This window comes from Sphingomonas sp. AC449 (genome assembly GCF_979253475.1).
Map to the genome: position 1 here is coordinate 307,010 of NZ_CEEDCZ010000001.1, position 19,595 is coordinate 326,604.

Here is a 19,595-nt window from a genome sequence, read left to right on the forward strand (position 1 = left end):
CCCGTTTTAGGGGCAGCGTGCGATGGGGGGCGCATGGTGGGGACAAGCAACGCGAACGACGGCGTGATCGGCAGCAGCGCGCATTGGTGGGAGCGGCGCTGGGTCCTGGCCGCGCTCGTCGTCGCCGCCGCGGTGCCATTGGCATGGCCGTCGCTGCCGCCGCTGAGCGACCTGCCGGGGCATATGGGTCGCTGGCATATCGCGATGGCGCTGCGCGACTCGCCCGATCTGGCGCGCTATTATGCGTTTCACTGGGCACTGATCCCCAATCTGGGGATGGACCTGCTGGTACCCACGCTCGCCCGCGTGGTCGGTTTCGAGGCAGCGACCAAGCTCGCGGTGATGGCGATCCCGGTGCTGACCGTCATCGGCCTGCTATGGGCGGCGCGCGAGGCGCATGGGCGCGTTCCGCCGACCGCGATCCTTGCGGTGCCGCTCGCTTATGCCTGGCCGTTCCAGTTCGGTTTCGTCAATTTTACGCTGTCACAGGCGCTGGCCTTCTGCGCGCTGGCCTTGTGGATCCGCTGGGGGCGGGAGGGGCGGTTTGCGGTGCGCGCGGTGGCGTTCTTCGCGATCGCGTTCGTGTTGTGGGTGTCGCACAGCTTCGGCTGGGGGATGTTCGGGTTGATGGCGGCGGCCGCCGAGCTCGCGCGCATGCGTGCGGCGGAGAGGGGCTGGGGGGCCGCGCTCGGCACGACGATGCTGCAGTGCCTGCCGCTCGCGGGGCCGGTGATCGTCATGGCCGCGCAGGCTGGATATGGGGCGGGAGCGGGGCCAGGAGCAGGGGCAGGTGGCCTCGGCGCGTCGGACTGGTTCAACGTGCCGATCAAGGCGCTCTGGCTGTTGTCGCTGTTCAGGGATCGGTGGCAGGCGTTCGATCTGCTCTCGCTGGTTCCGCTCGTCCTGTTGCTCTACGTCGCGGTGCGGAGCCCCGACTGGGGGTTTTCGCGGCTGCTCGGCTGGCCTGCAGCTGCGTGTCTGGCGGCGTTCGTCATCCTGCCGCGGTTGTTGATGGGCGGGGCGTATGTCGACATGCGGATCGCGCCCGCCGCGATGATGCTCGCGCTCGTCGCGATCGCGCCGCCGATCGCGGCGAGGGCGACGCGGACGACCGCGTTGCTCGCCTTGCTGCTCGTCGCGGTCCGCCTTGGCGGCACGACGCTGAGCTTTGCCGAGCGCAACGCCGAACAGCAGCGCGAGCTTGCCGCGATCGCTGCGATCCCGCGTGGTGCAGCGGTGCTGTCATTGATCGCACGGCCATGTGGTAATGCGTGGACCGATCTGCGTCGCGATCACCTGCCCGGGCTGGCGATCGTCCGGCGCGACGTCTTCACCAACGATCAGTGGGTGATCGCGGGCCAGCAACTGCTGAGCATCCGGCACCAGGTCGCCGCCCCCTATCTCGCCGATCCGAGCCAGAGCGTCTATCCCGCCCAATGTTCCGATATCGGGTCCAACTTCAACGCAGCGATCGCCGGCTTCCCCCGTGCCGCGTTCACGCATGTCTGGACGATCGGGTTTCCACCGGGGGCGGCACAGGCCGCGGACCTGCGCGTGGTGTGGACCAACGGGTCTTCGACCCTGTACCGGGTCGTCCGCTAGATCTGTCTGGTCACCAGCGCGTCGATCGCGCCCTGGAGGATGTAGGCGGCAGCCATCTTGTCGACGAGTTCGGCGCGCTTGGCGCGGCTGGCATCCTGTTCGATCAGCGTGCGCGTGACCGCGACGGTCGACCAGCGCTCGTCCTGGAGAAGGATCGGCAGCCCCATGTCCTTGAGGTTCTGCGCAAAGGCTCGCGTCGATTGCGAGCGCGGGCTTTCGCTGCCGTCGAGGTTGATCGGCAGGCCGATGACGAGGCCGACGACGGCCTGCGCCTTGATGATCTCGGCGAGCGCGGCCTTGTCCTTCTGGAACTTGGTGCGGCGGATCAGCAGCGCAGGGCTGGCGAACGACCAGCCGGCATCGCATAGCGCGGTGCCGATCGTCTTGGTCCCGACGTCGAGCCCGATCAGCCGGCCGCCGTCGGGAAGCGCGTCGCGGAACTGCGCGGGGGAGAGCGTGATCATCGCGTGAACGCTGCAAGGCGGCGGTTGGCGTCCGCGCGGACGTTCGCCCAGAACAGGCTGTAGTCATAGACGTGATAATTGTTGCCGGGCAGAACATAGGGCCCGAGATCGGGCGCGTCGCCGATCAGCAGGATGCCGCGATCGGCGCAGCGCGCGGGCACGCTGCCGGGCGTCATCGTCGCGGTTGCGAGGTCGGCGGACGGGACGAGCGTGCCGAGATTGGCGGTCGCGGGCGCCGCCGCGTCGGCGGTGCCGGTCAGCGGATTGGTACAGACGATCGGCGTATTCTTCCGCGGCTGGCCATCGAAGCCCGTCGTCTTGTCATAGGTGTCGACGATCAGCGAAGGGTCGGCAGGCTCGGCGAAGCTTTCCCACGACAGGATGCACCCGGTCTGATCGGCGGTGCGGCATTCGCCAAGGCCCATCTGCGGCAGGTCGGTGGTGCGCGAGACGGGCCAGCCGACGACATAGGCCGCGACGATGCGCGCCTTCAGCTTCGGGTCGGTGGCGATGCGGTCGCGCAGCAGGCGGGTGAGGTGAAGCGCGCCCTGGCTGTGGCCGGCGAGGATGATCGGGCGGGTCGGGCCGGCTTCCTTGAGGAACCGGTCGAACGCGGCGGTGACGTCGCCGTACGCCAGCGCGAGTGCGCGTTCGCTGTCAGCCTCGCTGGTCAGGAACGCGCCGAACGTCGCCTGACGATAGCGCGGCGCCCAGATGTCGCCCGCTTCGTTGAACGCGCTCGCCTGGCCGCGCAGGAAGAGCTCGGCGCGCGCATTGGTCTCCGGATCGTCGATCGGCGCGTTCCAATGGTCGCGGTTGATGTACGATGTCGGGTGGATGAAGAAGATCGCGGCGCCCGTACCCGGCTTGCCGGGGGTGTAGCCGGGCGGTGTCCAGAGCGCCGGATTGCCTGGGCGGTCGGGTCGCGCGAGCCACAGGACCTTGCGCGCATAGATGTTGCGCGGCGCCTCGCGCTGCGGCTGGAACGTCTCGCTGGGGACCATCGCGATCCGCATCAGGTCGGTGCCGAAAAGCCGATAGGCGAGCAGGGCGGCGATCGCGAGGACGATCATCGCGGTGACGAAATAGAGGAATTTGCGGGCCAAGCGGGACCTTCCGTGCAGGCGGTGCCGCCCCCGTGCCGCAACCCGGGGGCGGTTGCAACGGGCGCGTCTCGCTAAGCGGGGTGTGAGCTTCTGATGAATCCTCCCCCGCCAGGGGGAGGTGGCGCCGGAGGCGACGGAGGGGGCGGACACGGATCAGGCGTTTCGCGTTCCTCCCCCTCCGTCAGGCTGACGCCTGCCACCTCCCCCTGGCGGGGGAGGATGAGGGGGCGCTCGGCTTAAACATATTGCGCGGCCGCGTCGCGCGGTGCTAGCCGCGGGGCATGTCCGTAGATACTGCAACCGTGAAGCGGATCGCGAGCCTTGCGCGCATCGCGATCACCGACGAGGACGCCGCCCGCATGGCGCCGGAACTCGGAAACATCCTTGGCTGGATCGAGATGCTGGGCGAGGTCGATACGACCGGCGTCGAGCCGATGACCGCCGTCATCCCCAACACGCTGCGGCTGCGCGACGACGTCGTCAACGCCGACCCGCTGACCGGCGGCAATATCCGCGAGCAGGTCCTGGCCAACGCGCCCGTAGCTGAACACGGTTTCTTCGCCGTGCCCAAGGTGATCGAATAATGACCGACCTTACCGATCTCGGCATCGCCGGCATCCGCGACGGCGTGCGCGACGGCAGCTTCTCGGCGCGCGACGTCGCCGATGCGTTCATCGTCAAGGTGAGCCAGGCCAAGGCGCTCAACGCGTTCCTGGTCGAGACGCCCGAGCATGCGATCGCCGCCGCCACCGCCGCCGATACCGCGCGCGCCGCCGGCGAGACGCTCAAGCCGCTGGCCGGCGTGCCGATCGGCATGAAGGATTTGTTCTGCACCAAGGGCGTTGCGACGACCGCGGCGAGCCATATCCTCGAAGGCTTCACGCCGACCTATGAGTCGACCGTCTCGCAGAATCTGTGGGATGCGGGCGCGGGGATGCTCGGCAAGCTGAACATGGACCAGTTTGCGATGGGATCGTCGAACGAGACCTCCGCGTTCGGCAACGTCATCTCACCCTGGAAGCGCAACGACGGCGGCAACGCTTCGCTCGCACCCGGCGGGTCGTCAGGCGGCTCCTCGTCGGCGGTCGCCGCGCGGCTGTGCCCCGGCGCGACCGGCACCGATACCGGCGGGTCGATCCGCCAGCCCGCCGCCTTTACCGGCATTTCGGGCATCAAGCCGACCTATGGCCGCTGCTCGCGCTGGGGGACGATCGCGTTTGCCTCGTCGCTCGACCAGGCCGGGCCGATGGCGCGCGATGTCCGCGACTGCGCGATCCTGCTCGAGGCGATGGCCGGGTTCGATGCGAAGGACGGCACCTCGCTCCAGCTCGACGTGCCGAAATGGGAAGCGGGTCTGTCGGCCAGCCTCGCGGGCCTGCGCGTCGGTATTCCCAAGGAATACCGCGTCGACGGCATGCCCGAGGAGATCGAGGCGCTCTGGCAGAAGGGCATCGACTGGCTGAAGGATGCCGGCGCGACGATCGTCGAGGTCTCGCTCCCGCACACCAAATACGCGCTGCCTGCGTACTACATCATCGCGCCCGCCGAGGCGTCGTCGAACCTCGCGCGCTATGACGGCGTGCGCTACGGCATCCGCGACCTGCCTGCGGGCTCGGGCCTGCAGGACATGTACGCCGCGACGCGCGCTGACGGCTTCGGTCCCGAGGTGAAGCGCCGCATCATGATCGGCACCTATGTGCTGTCGGCCGGCTACTACGACGCGTACTACACGCAGGCGCAGAAGATCCGGACGTTGATCGCGCGCGATTTCGAGAAGGCGTGGGAGACGTGCGACGTCCTGCTCACGCCGACCGCCCCTTCCGCCGCGTTCGCGCTCGGCGAGAAATCGGCCGATCCGATCGCGATGTATCTGAACGACGTCTTCACCGTGCCGTCGTCGCTCGCGGGTCTGCCCGCGATGTCGGTGCCTGGTGGTCTCGACAAGCAGGGCCTGCCGCTTGGGCTTCAGATCATCGGCAAGCCGCTCGACGAACAAGGCGTGCTGAACGCAGGGCTCGCGATCGAACAGCGGGCAGGATTTACGGCACGGCCAGAGGCTTGGTGGTAACATGAGCGATTATCGTATCCAGGGCGAAACCGGCGAGTGGGAGGTCGTGATCGGCCTCGAAGTCCATGCGCAGGTGACGTCGAACGCCAAGCTGTTCTCGGGCGCGGCGACTGCGTTCGGGGCTGAGCCCAACACGCAGGTCAGCCTCGTCGATGCGGCGATGCCCGGCATGCTGCCGGTGCCGAACCGCGAATGCATCCGCCAGGCTGTCCGTACCGGCATGGCGATCGAGGCGCAGATCAACAAATGGTCGCGGTTCGACCGGAAGAACTATTTCTACGCCGATCTGCCGCAGGGCTATCAGATCAGCCAGCTCTATCATCCGATCGTCGGCGAAGGCGCGATCGACATCAGCCTCGACGAGAAGAACCCAGACGCGGCCGGCAAGCGGATCGGTGTCGAGCGGATCCATGTCGAGCAGGACGCGGGCAAGCTGATGCACGACCAGCATCCGACCCAGTCCTATGTCGATCTCAACCGCTCGGGCGTCGCGCTGATGGAGATCGTGTCGAAGCCCGATCTCGCATCGCCGGCGGAAACCGGGGCGTATCTGCGCAAGTTGCGGTCGATCCTGCGCTATGTCGGCTCGTGCGACGGCAACATGGAAGAGGGCTCGATGCGCGCCGACGTCAATGTCAGCGTGCGCAAGCCCGGCGACGAACTCGGCACGCGGACCGAGACGAAGAACGTCAATTCGGTGCGCTTCGTGATGGCGGTGGTTGAGCAGGAGGCCAGGCGCCAGGTCGAGGTGCTCGAAGCCGGCGGCAAGATCCAGCAGGAGACGCGGCTCTACGATCCCGATCGCAACGAGACGCGCTCGATGCGATCGAAGGAAGATGCGCATGATTACCGCTACTTCCCCGATCCGGACCTGTTGCCGCTCGTGCTCGACGACGCGTTTCTCGAGGAATGCCGCGCGTCATTGCCCGAGCTGCCCGATGCGAAGCGCGCGCGGTACGAAGCGCTCGGGATCACGGCGTATCAGGCGACGGTGCTGACCGCCGAGGTCGAGGCGGCGCGCTGGTTCGATGCGTTGCTCGACGCGGGCGTGAAGCCGGCGGCGGCGGCGAACTGGACGACGTCGGAGCTGTTCGGTGCGCTCAACCGGACGGGCAAGGACATCGCGAACTCGCCGGTTTCGCCGGCGCAGGCAGCCGAACTGCTCGGGCTGATCGCCGACGGTACGCTGTCGGGCAGTCTTGCGAAGCAGGTGTTCGAGGTGATGCTCGAGACCGGTGACGGCGCAGCGAAGGTCGTCGAGGATCGCGGGCTCAAGCAGACCAGCGATACCGGCGCGATCGAGAAGGTCATCGCCGAGGTGATGGCGGCGAATGCGGACAAGGTCGCGGACTATCGCGGCGGCAAGGACAAGCTGTTCGGGTTCTTCGTCGGGCAGACGATGAAGGCGATGGGCGGAAAGGCCAACCCGGCTGTGGTGAACGAGGTGCTGAAGAGCGCGCTTGGGGAGTCGGTGGCGCCGTAACGCCTCCGTTCTCCCGCGACGGCGGGAGCCCAGGGTAATCGAGCGCAGCGCTGCTTGATTTCCGGGCCCCCGCGTTCGCGGGGGTACAAGAGCGTTCGCGGAAACGTCAACAATGGCACCACCCCGGCGAAGGCCGGGGTCCAGTTGGCAGACGCTGCTGATCAGGCGCTGATCCCTGCTACCTCGACCTCCCAACTGGACCCCGGCCTTCGCCGGGGTGGTGGTAAGTGCGAGGCTAGGGACGAAGGCACGAGCCAAACTCGCGTTACGCGTCCACCTTCTGCGGATGATGCGGGACGAGGACGAGTACATTCTTCTCGACCCGCCACGACGCGAGGCGCGACAGGAAGTTCATCCCCAGCACGTTGGTGTCCCCGAACGCGGGCGACACCACCACCTGCAGGTCGCGCGCGACGATCGCGCCGAGCTTCAATTCGCCGATCTTCCCCGATTGCGCCGGGATCGCGCCATTAGCGGTCTGCAGCACGATCGGCACGACGCTGGTCCGCGCATCGATCCCCGCGGCGTCTGCCGTTTTCGTCGACAGCGCGGTGATCGTCGCGCCGCTGTCGATCAGCAACCGCCGCTCGACCCCATCGATCCGCGCGCGCGCCCAGAAATGTCCGTCGGGCGACATGCGAATCCGCACCTCGCCGCCGACGACCTCCTGATCGTCGATCCGGAGCAGCTTCGCGATCTTGCCCAGATAGGGATCGAACTGGCTCCGCTGGCCGATTGCCACGAACAGCAGCGCGACGAGGGCAAGCGTCATCGCGCCATTCACGAGCGTGCGGATGATCGGAATACGCTGCGCAACGACCAGCACGAGGACCGCGACGGCGATCGCGCCATAGAGCGTTTGATGCTGCGCGAAGTCAGGAAAGGTGAAGATCGGCGGGTCCTCGGGCGACAGGGTGAAACGGGAACATAGTGTCGACGCGAAGCTGTATCGAGGCTGACCGGTTGTGCGTCGTGCGATTGGCTGGTCGCAAGCCGGTCCAGAACGGTCCGGGTTGCCGTCGCGCAGGCATGTTGCGGACGTTACGTCTAGTCGTGCGCGGGGCGGGGGTGGGCGAGATATGCTGAAACACGGTAGCCATGCGGCTGTGCTCCTGACGGCGGCGACCGCGTTGGCCGCGATGGCGCCCGCGACGACGGTGCCGGTCGCGTCGGCCGAAGCGGGGGATGTCGACCGGCTGCGCGTGATGACCCCGGCGGATTTCCAGGCTCGGACGAGCGTATCCGACGATGCGCTCGACCGGTTCGCGACGCTGACCACTACGAACGGGTTCGTCGAGCACCGGAGTTTCGGCGGGCACACCCCCGACGACGTGTTCCTTCGCGCGTTTGTCGAGAAGGCAACGGGACGCGTCAGCTATCAGGTTTATGTGACGATCCGGTATCGCGGCTACAGCTGGGCGCAGTGGGACAGTGCTAACTACGAAACACCGGGAGGGCCGCAGGCCGCGCGCGTCGACCGGATTGCCCGACTGCGGACCGTGTGTCGTCGGGGATGGGTCTGCCCGCGCTCCGAAACGATCGGGTTTGGAGTGGCAGCGAGTATTTTCCGGCAACAGGCCGAGCGGTACGTGCCGGGCATGCTGACCCCGTGGCAATTCAAGGTGTCCGCGAGGGCGGGCAGTGCGCGCATCCTCATGCTGTCGACCGCGGAGATCGCCGGCATGCTGATGGCGGTCGACACGTATCGCGCCAACCACCATCTGCCGCAGTCCTGAACGCGCTTCGACGCGGCTACTGAGCGTCCGCGTCCTGGTTTTTGGTCACGCCGCCCGTGCCGCCGACACCGTCGGGAAGCCCCGTATCGGTGAAGGTGCCGGGCTCTGCCCCGCCGTCGCCACGCTCGACCGCGTCGGAGCGGGAGGCGACAGCCTGTTCGATGTCGCTCCGCGTGTCCGCATCGCGATCCTCGGGAAGCGTATCGGGATCGGTGCCCGAATGCGTCGGTGAATTCGTGTCAGGCATGATGGTCCTCAGAACTCTGGCTGGACGGGCGCCGGGTCATTCGACGGCATGCCGGGTGCGGGGACGTCGCTGTCCGGCGCGGGCGGCGTGAACTCTGGGGGTGGCGCCGTCGGCTCGCTTGGGGGCGTCGGTGCAGGGGTCTCTTGCGGCGGCTGGGTGGCCATGATCGTCTCTCCTTCTCGTGCATCAACGCGCGCAATCGTCGGGAGTTGCCCCGGTAGTGCCAACCGTGTTGCCTTGCGTGCTTGCCCCGGGATACAACGTTGGTATAGACGCGCCCGCTACGGCGATGTCCTGTGCGGGCGTGGCGGAACTGGTAGACGCAGCAGGTTTAGGTCCTGCCATCGCAAGATGTGGGGGTTCGAGTCCCTTCGCCCGCACCACTCCGCCGCCCAGGCGGGGCGACACCCAGACGAATTTTTCCCGAATGCTCTTTTAGACAAAGGCCGGACATGCAGACTGTCGAGACGTTGAACGAGGGCCTCAAGCGCGCCTACACCCTCACCATTACTGCGAAGGATATCGATGCGAAGGTCGATGTCGAGCTGAAGCGCCTCGCGCCGCAGATGAAGATGCCGGGCTTCCGTCCGGGCAAGGTGCCGGCGAACCTCATCCGCAAGATGCACGGCCCCGCGCTGACGCAGGACGCGCTGAACGCGGCGATCCAGGAGAGCGTCCAGAACCTCGTTGCCGAAAAGCAGCTTCGCCCCGCGATGCAGCCTTCGGTCGAGTTGGAAGACGGCTATGACCTCGGCAAGGACGCGGTCGTCAAGGTCGAGATGGAGGTCCTGCCGCAGGTCCCGGCCCCCGCGATCGACGGCCTGAAGCTCGAGCGCCTGACCGTGCCCGTCGCCGACGAGGCGGTCACCGAGCAGCTCCAGAAGTTCGCCGACCAGCAGAAGAAGTGGGACGACGCCGCTGACGATTACGTCGCGGCGATGGGCGATCTCGTCACCGTCGATTTCGTCGGCAAGACCGCCGACGGCGTCGCGTTCGACGGCGGCACGGGCACCGACATGGGCGTCGAGCTCGGCGCAGGGCGTCTGATCCCCGGCTTCGAGGATCAGCTCGTCGGCGTGAAGACCGGCGACGACAAGGTCCTGAACGTGACCTTCCCCGAGGAGTATCAGGAGAAGTCGCTCGCGGGTCAGCCCGCCACGTTCGACATCACCGTCAAGTCGGTCAAGACCGCGGGCGAAAGCAAGATCGACGAGGATCTGGCCAAGTCGCTGGGTCTCGAGAGCCTCGAGCAGCTCACGGGTCTGCTCAAGGGGCAGATCGAACAGGAGCATAACGGGCTCACGCGCACGCACATGAAGCGCAAGCTGCTCGACCAGCTTGCCGAGGGTCACGACTTCGAGGTTCCGCCGTCGATGGTGGAAGCCGAGTTCAACCAGATCTGGTCGCAGCTCCAGCACGAAGCCACGCACGAAGCCGATCCCGAGGCCGCGATGGCCGAGATGGAAGGCGAGCGCGACGATTATCGCAAGATCGCCGAGCGTCGCGTGCGCCTCGGCCTGCTGCTGTCCGAGATTGGCCAGGCGAACGGCGTCGAGGTGTCGAACCAGGAAATGCAGCGTCTGCTCGCGCAGGCAGCCCAGCAGTATCCGGCCGAGCAGCGTCAGCAGTTCATGCAGTACGTCCAGCAGGAGCCGATGGCGGCCGCTCAGCTGCGCGCACCGCTGTACGAGGACAAGGTCGTCGACTTCCTGTTCGAGAAGGCCGAGATCACCGATCGCGAAGCCACCCGTGAGGAGCTGGAAGCCGCGATCGAGAGCGAGGACGGTTTCGCCAGCGGCACGCACGTGCATGACCACGACAACCACAAGCCGAAGAAGAAGGCTGCCGCCAAGAAGAAGGCAGCGCCTGCCGACGACGCAGCGGTGACGGACGAGGCGCCCGCTTCGGACGCCGCGGACGAGGCCAAGCCTGCCAAGAAGGCTCCCGCCAAGAAGAAGGCGGCTCCGGTCGAGGCAGAGACGGCCGTGACGGAATCGTCGCCGGTCGCGGCTGAAAATGCCGAGGGCACCGAAGCTGCCGACGCGCCGGCTAAGAAGCCGCGCGCCAAGAAGGCGGCGACCAAGACCGAGGCGTAAGCCGATCGGAGCGCCTCGTCGCTGAGGCACTCCCCCCGTTTTCGGGCCACTTCCCCGGCGGAGGCCGGGGTCCAGTTGGAAAGGTTGCTGTGACGGCGCGCAAAGCTTCGTTATGGACCTTCCCCAACTGGGCCCCGGCCTCCGCCGGGGAAGTGCGTTTTGGGATGGTTCGGTGACTGAAGCTTCGCCCGCTGCTCGATCTTCGATACCCTGTCCAAGTGTACAGGGCAGGGCATGACCGAACCGAGAATCGCCGTCCTGCTGCCGTGCTACAACGAGGAGGCGGCGATCGCGCAGACGGTCGCGGGGTTCCGCGCGGCGCTGCCGGGCGCCACCATCTATGTCTACGACAACAACAGCGCAGACCGCACGGTCGCGGTCGCCCGCGCGGCGGGTGCCGTCGTGCGGACCGAACGGATCCAGGGCAAGGGCGCGGTCGTGCGGCGGATGTTCGCGGACGTCGACGCCGACATCTATGTGATGGCGGACGGCGACGCGACCTATGATGCGGCGTCCGCGCCGGCTTTGGTCGCACGCGTGCTCGACGAGCAGCTCGACATGGTCGTCGGCTCGCGAATCAGCCAGGTCCAGGAGAGCTATCGCCGCGGGCACCGGTTCGGCAACGCGCTGCTGACCGGCATGCTCGCGCGGCTGTTCGGGCGCAGCTTCACCGATATCCTGTCGGGCTACCGCGTGTTCTCGCGGCGGTTCGTGAAGAGCTTCCCGTCGCTGTCGGCGGGGTTCGAGATCGAGACCGAGATCAGCGTCCACGCGCTCGAGCTCAAGATGCCGATCGGCGAGGTCGAGACGCCCTATTTCGCGCGGCCCGAGGGGTCCGAATCGAAGCTGAGCACGTACGGCGACGGGTGGCGTATCCTGCGGACGATCATGACCCTCTACCGGATCGAGCGGCCGCTGTGGTTCTTCGGCGCGATCGGCGGGGCGTTCGCCTTGCTCGCGCTGCTGCTCGGCATCCCGCTGGTGCTGACCTATCTCGAGATCCACCAGGTCCCGCGCTTTCCGACTGCGATCCTGATCACGGGGCTGGGCATCTTCGCCGCGTTGAACGTCTTTACGGGGCTTATCCTCGACACGGTGGTCCGCGGTCGTCGCGAGGTGCGTCGGCTAGCGTATCTGGCGTATCCCGCGCCTGGCGTCTGACTCCCTCGCCCCTTTGGGGAGAGGGAAGGAGGAGCCGTAGGCGACGGGAGGGTGAGGGGCGGTTGGTGGATCGCAACTGCCCCTCACCCTCCCGCCCGCAAGTGCGTGCGGGCCCCTCCCTCTCTCCGGAGGGGCGAGGGGAAGCGTTGGATGGGCTTGAACTCCCCTGTGCGAGCGCCGATGTTGGCGGTTCACTGGGGCATAAGAGAGATTTCCATGCACAATCCGTTCGAGACCGGCGATTTCGCGAGCCCGTTGGCCAGCGCCGGGCTCGGCCTGCAGCAGACGCAAGCAGGCCTTGTTCCCATCGTTATCGAGCAGTCGAACCGCGGTGAGCGCTCGTTCGACATTTTCTCGCGCCTGCTCCGCGAGCGTATCATCTTCGTGACCGGTGGCGTCGAGGACGGCATGGCCTCGCTGATCACCGCGCAGCTGCTCTTCCTCGAGTCCGAGAACCCGAAGAAGGACATCTTCATGTACATCAACTCGCCGGGCGGTGTCGTCACGGCGGGCATGGCGATCCATGACACGATGCAGTATATCCGGCCGCGCGTCGGGACGGTGTGCATCGGCCAGGCCGCCTCGATGGGCAGCTTCCTGCTGGCCGCGGGCGAGCCGGGGATGCGCGTCGCGCTAACCAACGCGCGGATCATGATCCATCAGCCATCGGGCGGAGCACAGGGCATGGCGACCGATATCGAGATCCAGGCGAAGGAAATTCTTCGGATCCGTGCGCGTCTGAACGAGCTGTACGCCAAGTACACCGGCCAGCCGCTCGAGGCGATCGAACTCGCGATGGATCGCGACAAGTTCCTGTCGGCGGACGAGGCCAAGGCGTTTGGCCTGCTCGACGAAGTGTTCGAAAAGCGGCCCGTGGTCGCCGACGATACGAAGCCTGCATAAGGCGAATCGTAAGCCTCGCGGGTTTATTTGATTGTAGGATATCCGGGGTGCGTTACGATGACCGCCCCGGAAACGGCACGTGCACCGACATGCACGAGAGGTGATTGAATGACGAAGCTGAGCGGTGGCGACTCGAAGAGCACCCTCTATTGCTCGTTCTGCGGCAAGTCGCAGCACGAGGTGCGCAAGCTGATCGCCGGGCCGACGGTCTTCATCTGCGACGAGTGCGTCGAGCTATGCAACGACATCATCCGTGAGGAGACGAAGTCGGCGCTGGTGTCCAAGAAGGATGGCGGCGTGCCGACTCCGCAGGAGATCTGCGACGTCCTCGACGACTATGTGATCGGCCAGAAGCGCGCCAAGCGTGTCCTGTCGGTGGCGGTGCACAATCACTACAAGCGGCTCAACCATGGTGCCAAGGGTGCCGATGTCGAGCTGTCCAAGTCGAACATCCTGCTCGTCGGGCCGACGGGTTGCGGCAAGACGCTGCTTGCGCAGACGCTCGCCCGCATCCTCGACGTGCCGTTCACGATGGCCGATGCGACGACGCTGACCGAAGCCGGTTACGTCGGCGAGGATGTCGAGAACATCATCCTTAAGCTGCTTCAGGCATCCGACTACAACGTCGAGCGCGCGCAGCGCGGGATCGTCTATATCGACGAGATCGACAAGATCAGCCGCAAGGCCGAGAACCCCTCGATCACGCGCGACGTGTCGGGTGAAGGCGTGCAGCAGGCGCTGCTCAAGCTGATGGAAGGCACGACGGCGAGCGTTCCTCCGCAGGGTGGCCGTAAGCATCCGCAGCAGGAATTCCTGCAGGTGGATACGATGAACATCCTGTTCATCTGCGGCGGTGCGTTCTCGGGTCTCGAGAAGATCATCGGCGATCGTTTGCAGGGCAAGTCGATCGGCTTCGGCGCGTATGTCGCCGGGCCGGACGAGCGCAAGACTGGCGAGACGCTCAAGTCGGTCGAGCCCGAGGATCTGCTCAAGTTCGGGCTTATCCCCGAGTTCGTGGGGCGCCTGCCGGTGATCGCGACGCTCGAGGATCTCGATGTCGACGCGCTGGTGAAGATCCTCAAGGAGCCCAAGAACGCGCTGGTCAAGCAGTACCAGAAGCTGTTCGAGATGGAGGACGTCGCGCTCGGGTTCACTGACGACGCGCTGGTCTCGGTCGCCAAGAAGGGCATCGAACGCAAGACGGGTGCGCGCGGGCTTCGCTCGATCCTCGAGAGCATCCTGCTCGACACGATGTTCGACCTGCCCGGCATGGACGGCGTCGACGAGGTGATGATCGACAAGGACGTGATCGAAGGCCGCAAGGAACCGATCCGCGTCTATGCCGAGAAGAAGAAGGCCGGCGACGCGGCGTAATCCGCGTACGCAGTGTTAGAGAAGGGGGCGTCGAGCGATCGGCGCCCTTTTTTTGCCCGCAGATGTTGGACGTGCGCGGATCAACGCTGGATCGGGTGGCCGTGACGGGAGGATGTCGCGACGGACTGAATCTGCGCGAGTGATTTGCAATAGCGTCCGTTTGGTCGGTATATGGCCGGCAAAACGGGAGAGCCAATGTGAAGATCGCGTGGATGGGGGCGGCGTTGCTGGTGCTGGCAGGGACCGCGCAGGCGCATGAGGTCTGGGTCGAGCGCGATGGTGCGGGACCGGCGCGGATCTATCTCGGCGAACCGGCTGAGGCGCTGCCGCCGGGTGGCGATCCCGAATTCGCCAATCTGAAGACACCACGCGTGCTGTCCAAGGCTGGCGCGACGCTGGTCCGCAAGGCGGGGTTCCTCGAGGCAGCGCTGCCTGCGGGTGACGTGCGGGTCTGGGACGACGACGTGTTCGCGCCCTGGGGTGATCCCGACAAGCAGGAAGGCATCATCTATTATGCGCGCGCCGGTCGCGCCGAAGCGCGCGCACGGCTGCCGTTCGAGATCGCGCCAGCGACACCGAATGGCGCGCGTTTCGTCGTGACGCGCGAGGGGCGGGCCGTGCCGGGTGCGAAGGTGACGATCGTGTCGCCGGCGCGCGTCTCGACCAATGTTGTCGCCGATGCCAAGGGCATGATCGCGCCGCGGTTCACCGAGAAGGGACGCTATCTGCTGTCGTCGGCGGCGAAGGATTCGGTCGAGCACCGTCTGCCGCGCGGGCCGGTGACGACGCTGCACCGGATCACGACGACGACGTTCGTCGTCCGCTGACCAAAACGCTGGGGAAGGCGCTGACGGGGGTCAGGGCCCCTGTGTCTTGAGATAGGCGATGACGTCGGCGCGGTCCGCGGGGTCGCGCAGGCCGGCGAAGTTCATCGTCGTGCCGGGCACGAGGGCGCGCGGATTGGTCAGCCACCGGTCCATGCGCGCATCGTCCCAGCGCCCGCCGAGCGCCTTGAGCCCGGCGGTATAGGAAAAGCGCGCGCGGCGCTCGCCGATTGGGCCGCCCATCACGCCGTAGAGATTGGGTCCGTCGGTGTCCGTCGAATCGCGGCCGATCGTGTGGCAGGCGGCACAGCGCCGGAATATCCGGGCGCCGGCCTCGGCGGAGGCGACGCCGCTCGTGGCGCGGCGGGTGTCGCCTGTCGGATCCGAACCGCAGGCCGCAAGCGACAGCGCCGCTATCGGCACCAGCGCGGTCCAGCGCGCGATGATCACGGCCGCTGACGCGCCGCGAGCGCGAGCCCGGCGGCGATCTGCAGCACGGCGTAGAGCCGCCGACGGGCGGGACGATCGACGAACGGTGCGACGAGCGTCTCGGAGCCGAGCGCGTCGTCCTTCCACAGGTCGACGTGGCGGCGCGGCTGCGTCAGTCCGATCAGGCCGTCGCCGACCATGAAGATCGCCGCCATCTCGGCTGCGCGCGCCATCCAGGGGGCTTTCGGTCCTGCACCGACGACGGATGGCGTCTCGCGGCGCGCGTCGCTCGCGTTGTCGCGGCGGGGCGGGGAATCGGTCATTGCGGCTTGCCCTTTGAAGCTTCAGCCTTTGCCGCCTGCGCCGATTTCCAGGCGGCGACATCCTCGAGCGCTGGACTGCGGCGGAGCAGCAGTGCGTCGGGATCGATCACGACGTGCGCTGCGGCGGGCACCGCGACGCTTGCCTTGCCGCCCGTCATCGGCAGCGTCCGAAGCTGGCCGTCGACGGTGATCTGGACGGGGAGCGGGAAGGGGCCGTTGCCGGGGACCTTCCACGCGAGCGTCAGCGTGTCGGCGGTGCGCGTCTCGACAAGGTCGGGAAGCGCGGCCTGGCGCAGATAGACGTCGAAGAACCAGCCATAATCCTTGCCCGTGACGGTGCGGACCAGCGCTTCATATTCGCGGGTCGAGCCAAAGCGCGGGCTGAAATTGCCGGGCTTCGGATCGGCGCGGCCATAGACCGCGCGGCGCGTGACGTCGAAGAACGCGGTGTCGCCGATCAGCGAACGCAGCGTGTGGAGCATCCACGACCCCTTGTTGTAGATGTCCTGGCCCGCTCCCCCCTTGTCGAGCTCGTAGACCTCCTCCTCGGTGGTGACGCGCTGCTGCGTGATCGGCCTGCGGTTGAGGATCGCGCCGCGGCTGCCCAGCATCATCGTTGCATAGCGCGCGCGCCCCTCGCGCCACTGTCCGTAAAGCGGCTGCATGTAGCTGCCATAGCCTTCGTGCAGCCAGTAGTCGTCCCAGTTGGCGGCGGTCAGCTGATTGCCGAACCATTCATGCGCAAATTCATGCTGAAACAGCCAGTCGAACCCTTCGGGCGCCTTTGCATAGTCGTTGCCGTACGCGTTGATCGTCTGGTGCTCCATGCCCTTGTGCGGCGTCTCGACGACGCCGACCTTCTCGTCGCCGAACGGATAGGGACCGATCATGCTTTCGAAAAAATCGAGCGTCGGCGCGAACTCGGCGAACAGCTTTTCCGCCTGTGGTTTCTCGCCCGGCAGATACCAGTAATACATCGGGATGCTGTTGCCGTAGCGGCTCTTGTAGGTGCCGCTGATCTCCTCATAGGGGCCGACGTTGAGCGCGATGCCATAGGTGTTGGGATGCTTGGCGCGCCAGTTCCACCGCGTGCGACCGTCGGGCAGCGTGTCGACGCCGAGAAGGACGCCGTTCGACGGGGCCTTAAGCCCCTTGGGCACGGTGATGTGGAGATCGACCAGCGCGGGTTCGCCGGTCGGGAAGTCGAGACACGGCCAGAACAGGTCGCAGCCATAGCCCTCCGCGGTGGTCGCGAACCAGGTGCGGCCATCGGGGGTCTGCGACCAGACCATGCCGTCGTCCCACGGCGCGCGCACCGCGACGTGCGGCGTGCCGCCATAAGTGATCCTGACGCTGGTCTTCGCACCCGCGGCGAGCGGTCGTGCGAGTCTGATCGTCAGCCGGCCCTCGGGATTGCTCCACGCGGATCTGGGGAGCGCGACACCGTCGACCGCGATCGCGCTGACGGGGAGGTTGCGATCGAGATCGATCGGCAGCCGCGCGATCGGCGCCGTCGCGGTGAAGGCGAGCGTCGCGACACCGTTCAGCGTGCGCGTGTCGGGCAGCACCTCGAATACGAGATCGGCGTGATCGAAGCGCAATGCAGTCTGTTCGGCGGTCAGTACGCCGCCCGACCGCTCGGTCTGCGCGGTGATCGCAGGCTCGCCCTTTTGCGGGAGCTGGGCCGAAAGGGGCGGGGCGAGCAGCGCGGCGGGAAGCGCGCAGATGCTGGCGGTGAGGAGAAGACGCGGGATCATGCGCCGCGTTGTCGCGCGCGGGGCGGGACGACACAAGAGTGATACGGTGGCGGTGGTGGCAGGCTGGTCCCCGGACCTGAACTTCGCCAGGACCGGGGTCGGGATCGGCTAGTTCCGGGGGGGCTGCGCGGCGCGCCATGTCTGGAAGGCGTCGATCTCATCGGATTGCATCAGGATGCGCGCCATCGGGTCGATGACGACGTGCGCGCCGGCGGGAACGGTCAGCGTGGCGGTGCCGCCCGGCATCGGCACGAGACGCGTCTGGCCGTCGACCTCGACCTCGACGGGCAGCGGGAAGGGGGTGCTGCCGGGGACCAGCCAGCGCAACGTCAGCGTGTCCGCGGTCCGCGTCTGGACCAGCCTGGGAAGCGCGGCCTGATAGAGATACACGTCGAAGAACCAGCGATAATCCTTCCCCGTCACCTGGTTCACATAGGCGATGAACTGCGGCGTGGTGCGGAACTGCGGGCGGAAATTGCCGGGCCGGGGATCCTCGCGGCCGTATACTTCGAGCCGGAGCAGCCGTGCGAAGGCCGCGTCGCCGATCAGGTTGCGCAGCGTGTGGAGCGTCCATTCGCCCCTGGTGTAGATGTCGCCACCACGACCCGGTGCCTTTTCGTAGACGTCCTCGGCGGACTGCGGCGTACCCGTCACCAGCGGCGACTTCGCCTGGATACCCGCGCGTGCGGCGAGCATCATCGCGGTGTAGCGGCCGTCGCCCTCGCGCCAGCGGCCGTAGAGCGGCTGCATATAGGCGGTGAAGCCTTCGTGCAGCCAGAAGTCGTCCCAGTTGCTCGCGGTCAGCTGGTTGGCGAACCATTCATGCCCGAATTCATGCTGGAAGAGATCGTCGAAACCGTTAACGGTCTTTGCATAGGCGTTGCCATATGCGTTGATCGTCTGGTGCTCCATGCCCTTGTGCGGGGTCTCGACGACGCCGACCTTCTGGTTCGCCCAGGGATAGGGGCCGACGATGCTTTCGTAGAAGTCGAGCGTCGGCGCGAACTCGGCGAACAGCGCCTCGGCCTGCGCCTTTTCACCGGGCAGGTACCAGTAGGACATCGGAATGACGTTGCCGTAGCGGCTCTTGTAGCTGCCGCTGATCTCCTCATAGGGGCCGACGTTGAGCGCGATGCTGTAGAGCGTCGGGTCGAGCGCGCGCCAGTTCCACGTCGTGCGGCCGTCGGCGAGCGTCGTGACGCCCATGAACTTGCCGTTCGACGGCGCCTTCAGGCCCTTGGGGACGGTGATGTGCAGGTCGATGCTGTCGGGCTCGTAGGTCGGATAGTCGATGCACGGCCAGAACAGGTCGCAGCCCTCCATCTGGACCGCGGTCGCGACCCAGGGCTGACCGGCGGGCGTGCGCGACCAGACGAAGCCGCCGTCCCAGGGCGCGCGGACCGCGACGTGCGGCGTACCCGCATAGGTGATCCGCGCGGCGACCTTGCCGCCTTTCGCAATGCGGCGCGGCAGCATGATCGTCATGCGCCCTTCGGGGTTGCGCCATGCGCCCGGCTTGAGATCGACACCGTCGATCGCGACCGCGCTGACCGGGAGATTGCGGTCGAGGTCGATCACCAGCCGGTCGGTCGTCGCGGTGGTGGTGAAACGCAGCGTCGCGACGCCGGCGATCTGCTCGCGGTCGGGGAACACCTCGATCGCCAGGTCGGCGCTGTCGAAGCGAACCCGCTTCTGCGCAGCGTCGAGCGGGCCACCCGACTGCGTGGTCTGGGCGGTCAGCGGCGGCTTGCCCGGATCCGCCAGCGCCGGGGCGGCGAGCAGGATCGCGAGCCCCGCGAGCGACGCCGTGAGAGGACGCAGGCGGACGGCGGACGGCATGCGGACCATGTGGCAGGATCTCCGGAGATTATCGTGCCGGTGTCCGCGTTCGGGCGTCGCATGGCAAGGGGCGATGGGGGAGGATCAGGGGGATGACAGGCGTCAAGATACGCGTGAGATTGATGGACGCGCGATCCGCACCATATAATGTGATGACGCGGACCTCGTTTGGTCCGGTACCGG

The 19,595-nt window shown here is 66.8% G+C and carries 18 protein-coding genes and 1 tRNA gene; 11 read left to right on the forward strand and 8 right to left on the reverse strand.

The features are described from left to right. Nucleotides 1–33 precede the first annotated feature (33 nt). Nucleotides 34–1,602: a hypothetical protein gene (locus AC0CH3_RS01515; RefSeq protein WP_354301540.1), complete on the forward strand. Its 1,569-nt coding sequence runs from the start codon at nt 34–36 to the stop codon at nt 1,600–1,602. Here AC0CH3_RS01515 and ruvX read toward each other — a convergent pair. Both ruvX and AC0CH3_RS01525 read right to left on the reverse strand, forming a co-directional pair. Further along, nucleotides 1,599–2,066, reverse strand: a complete 468-nt coding sequence (gene ruvX, locus AC0CH3_RS01520) for a Holliday junction resolvase RuvX (RefSeq protein WP_354301542.1) — start codon at nt 2,064–2,066, stop codon at nt 1,599–1,601. The genes AC0CH3_RS01515 and ruvX overlap by 4 nt on opposite strands. Further along, nucleotides 2,063–3,172 (reverse strand): DUF3089 domain-containing protein, encoded by a 1,110-nt coding sequence (locus AC0CH3_RS01525; RefSeq protein WP_354301544.1) that lies wholly within the window; start codon nt 3,170–3,172, stop codon nt 2,063–2,065. The genes ruvX and AC0CH3_RS01525 overlap by 4 nt, the downstream gene beginning before the upstream one ends. A 281-nt stretch (nt 3,173–3,453) precedes the next feature. On the opposite strand from AC0CH3_RS01525, the gene gatC reads away from it, so the two are divergent. Genes gatC through gatB form a run of 3 tightly spaced genes read left to right on the forward strand, consistent with a single transcriptional unit; the run spans nt 3,454 to nt 6,723 of the window. Then, complete coding sequence (gene gatC, locus AC0CH3_RS01530) at nt 3,454–3,756, forward strand: Asp-tRNA(Asn)/Glu-tRNA(Gln) amidotransferase subunit GatC (protein WP_031396405.1); 303 nt, start codon at nt 3,454–3,456, stop codon at nt 3,754–3,756. After that, entirely contained in the window at nt 3,756–5,240 is a 1,485-nt protein-coding gene (gene gatA / locus AC0CH3_RS01535; protein WP_354301546.1) for an Asp-tRNA(Asn)/Glu-tRNA(Gln) amidotransferase subunit GatA, read from the forward strand. The genes gatC and gatA overlap by 1 nt, the downstream gene beginning before the upstream one ends. Before the next feature lies 1 nt (nt 5,241). After that, nucleotides 5,242–6,723, forward strand: a complete 1,482-nt coding sequence (gene gatB / locus AC0CH3_RS01540) for an Asp-tRNA(Asn)/Glu-tRNA(Gln) amidotransferase subunit GatB (protein ID WP_354301548.1) — start codon at nt 5,242–5,244, stop codon at nt 6,721–6,723. A gap of 265 nt (nt 6,724–6,988) precedes the next feature. Here gatB and AC0CH3_RS01545 read toward each other — a convergent pair whose 3' ends face one another. Then, a complete protein-coding gene (locus AC0CH3_RS01545; protein WP_354301550.1) occupies nt 6,989–7,549 on the reverse strand; it encodes a retropepsin-like aspartic protease family protein in 561 nt (186 codons plus the stop codon). A gap of 253 nt (nt 7,550–7,802) precedes the next feature. On the opposite strand from AC0CH3_RS01545, the gene AC0CH3_RS01550 reads away from it, so the two are divergent. Then, nucleotides 7,803–8,459: a hypothetical protein gene (locus AC0CH3_RS01550; protein WP_354301552.1), complete on the forward strand. Its 657-nt coding sequence runs from the start codon at nt 7,803–7,805 to the stop codon at nt 8,457–8,459. Nucleotides 8,460–8,475: 16 nt separating this feature from the next. Here the strand turns inward: AC0CH3_RS01550 and AC0CH3_RS01555 are convergent, their stop codons facing one another. Then, nucleotides 8,476–8,706, reverse strand: a complete 231-nt coding sequence (locus AC0CH3_RS01555) for a hypothetical protein (RefSeq protein WP_354301554.1) — start codon at nt 8,704–8,706, stop codon at nt 8,476–8,478. A gap of 298 nt (nt 8,707–9,004) precedes the next feature. On the opposite strand from AC0CH3_RS01555, the gene AC0CH3_RS01560 reads away from it, so the two are divergent. The 6 genes from AC0CH3_RS01560 (at nt 9,005) to AC0CH3_RS01585 (ending at nt 15,067) form a co-directional block, all read left to right on the forward strand. Continuing rightward, nucleotides 9,005–9,089 (forward strand) — tRNA-Leu (locus AC0CH3_RS01560). A 69-nt stretch (nt 9,090–9,158) separates the two neighbouring features. Continuing rightward, nucleotides 9,159–10,802 (forward strand): trigger factor, encoded by a 1,644-nt coding sequence (gene tig / locus AC0CH3_RS01565; protein ID WP_354301556.1) that lies wholly within the window; start codon nt 9,159–9,161, stop codon nt 10,800–10,802. 234 nt (nt 10,803–11,036) lie between these two features. Next, complete coding sequence (locus tag AC0CH3_RS01570) at nt 11,037–11,963, forward strand: glycosyltransferase family 2 protein (protein ID WP_354301558.1); 927 nt, start codon at nt 11,037–11,039, stop codon at nt 11,961–11,963. A gap of 216 nt (nt 11,964–12,179) precedes the next feature. Then, on the forward strand, nt 12,180–12,866 hold the full coding sequence (locus tag AC0CH3_RS01575) for an ATP-dependent Clp protease proteolytic subunit (RefSeq protein ID WP_354301560.1): 687 nt from the start codon (nt 12,180–12,182) through the stop codon (nt 12,864–12,866). A 108-nt stretch (nt 12,867–12,974) separates the two neighbouring features. Continuing rightward, nucleotides 12,975–14,240, forward strand: coding sequence for an ATP-dependent Clp protease ATP-binding subunit ClpX (clpX, locus tag AC0CH3_RS01580; RefSeq protein WP_465237500.1), 1,266 nt, complete (start codon nt 12,975–12,977; stop codon nt 14,238–14,240). A 197-nt stretch (nt 14,241–14,437) separates the two neighbouring features. Continuing rightward, on the forward strand, nt 14,438–15,067 hold the full coding sequence (locus AC0CH3_RS01585; RefSeq protein ID WP_354301562.1) for a DUF4198 domain-containing protein: 630 nt from the start codon (nt 14,438–14,440) through the stop codon (nt 15,065–15,067). A gap of 30 nt (nt 15,068–15,097) precedes the next feature. On the opposite strand, the gene AC0CH3_RS01590 is transcribed toward AC0CH3_RS01585, so the two are convergent. The 4 genes from AC0CH3_RS01590 to AC0CH3_RS01605 all read right to left on the reverse strand — a co-directional run bounded on the left by AC0CH3_RS01590 (nt 15,098) and on the right by AC0CH3_RS01605 (nt 19,421). Beyond that, complete coding sequence (locus AC0CH3_RS01590; protein WP_354301564.1) at nt 15,098–15,514, reverse strand: c-type cytochrome; 417 nt, start codon at nt 15,512–15,514, stop codon at nt 15,098–15,100. After that, on the reverse strand, nt 15,511–15,816 hold the full coding sequence (locus AC0CH3_RS01595; RefSeq protein ID WP_354301565.1) for a hypothetical protein: 306 nt from the start codon (nt 15,814–15,816) through the stop codon (nt 15,511–15,513). The genes AC0CH3_RS01590 and AC0CH3_RS01595 overlap by 4 nt, the downstream gene beginning before the upstream one ends. Further along, a complete protein-coding gene (locus AC0CH3_RS01600) occupies nt 15,813–17,573 on the reverse strand; it encodes a M1 family metallopeptidase (RefSeq protein ID WP_354301567.1) in 1,761 nt (586 codons plus the stop codon). The genes AC0CH3_RS01595 and AC0CH3_RS01600 overlap by 4 nt, the downstream gene beginning before the upstream one ends. Nucleotides 17,574–17,681: 108 nt before the next feature. Next, nucleotides 17,682–19,421 (reverse strand): M1 family metallopeptidase, encoded by a 1,740-nt coding sequence (locus AC0CH3_RS01605; protein WP_465237501.1) that lies wholly within the window; start codon nt 19,419–19,421, stop codon nt 17,682–17,684. Between the last annotated feature and the right edge of the window lie 174 nt (nt 19,422–19,595).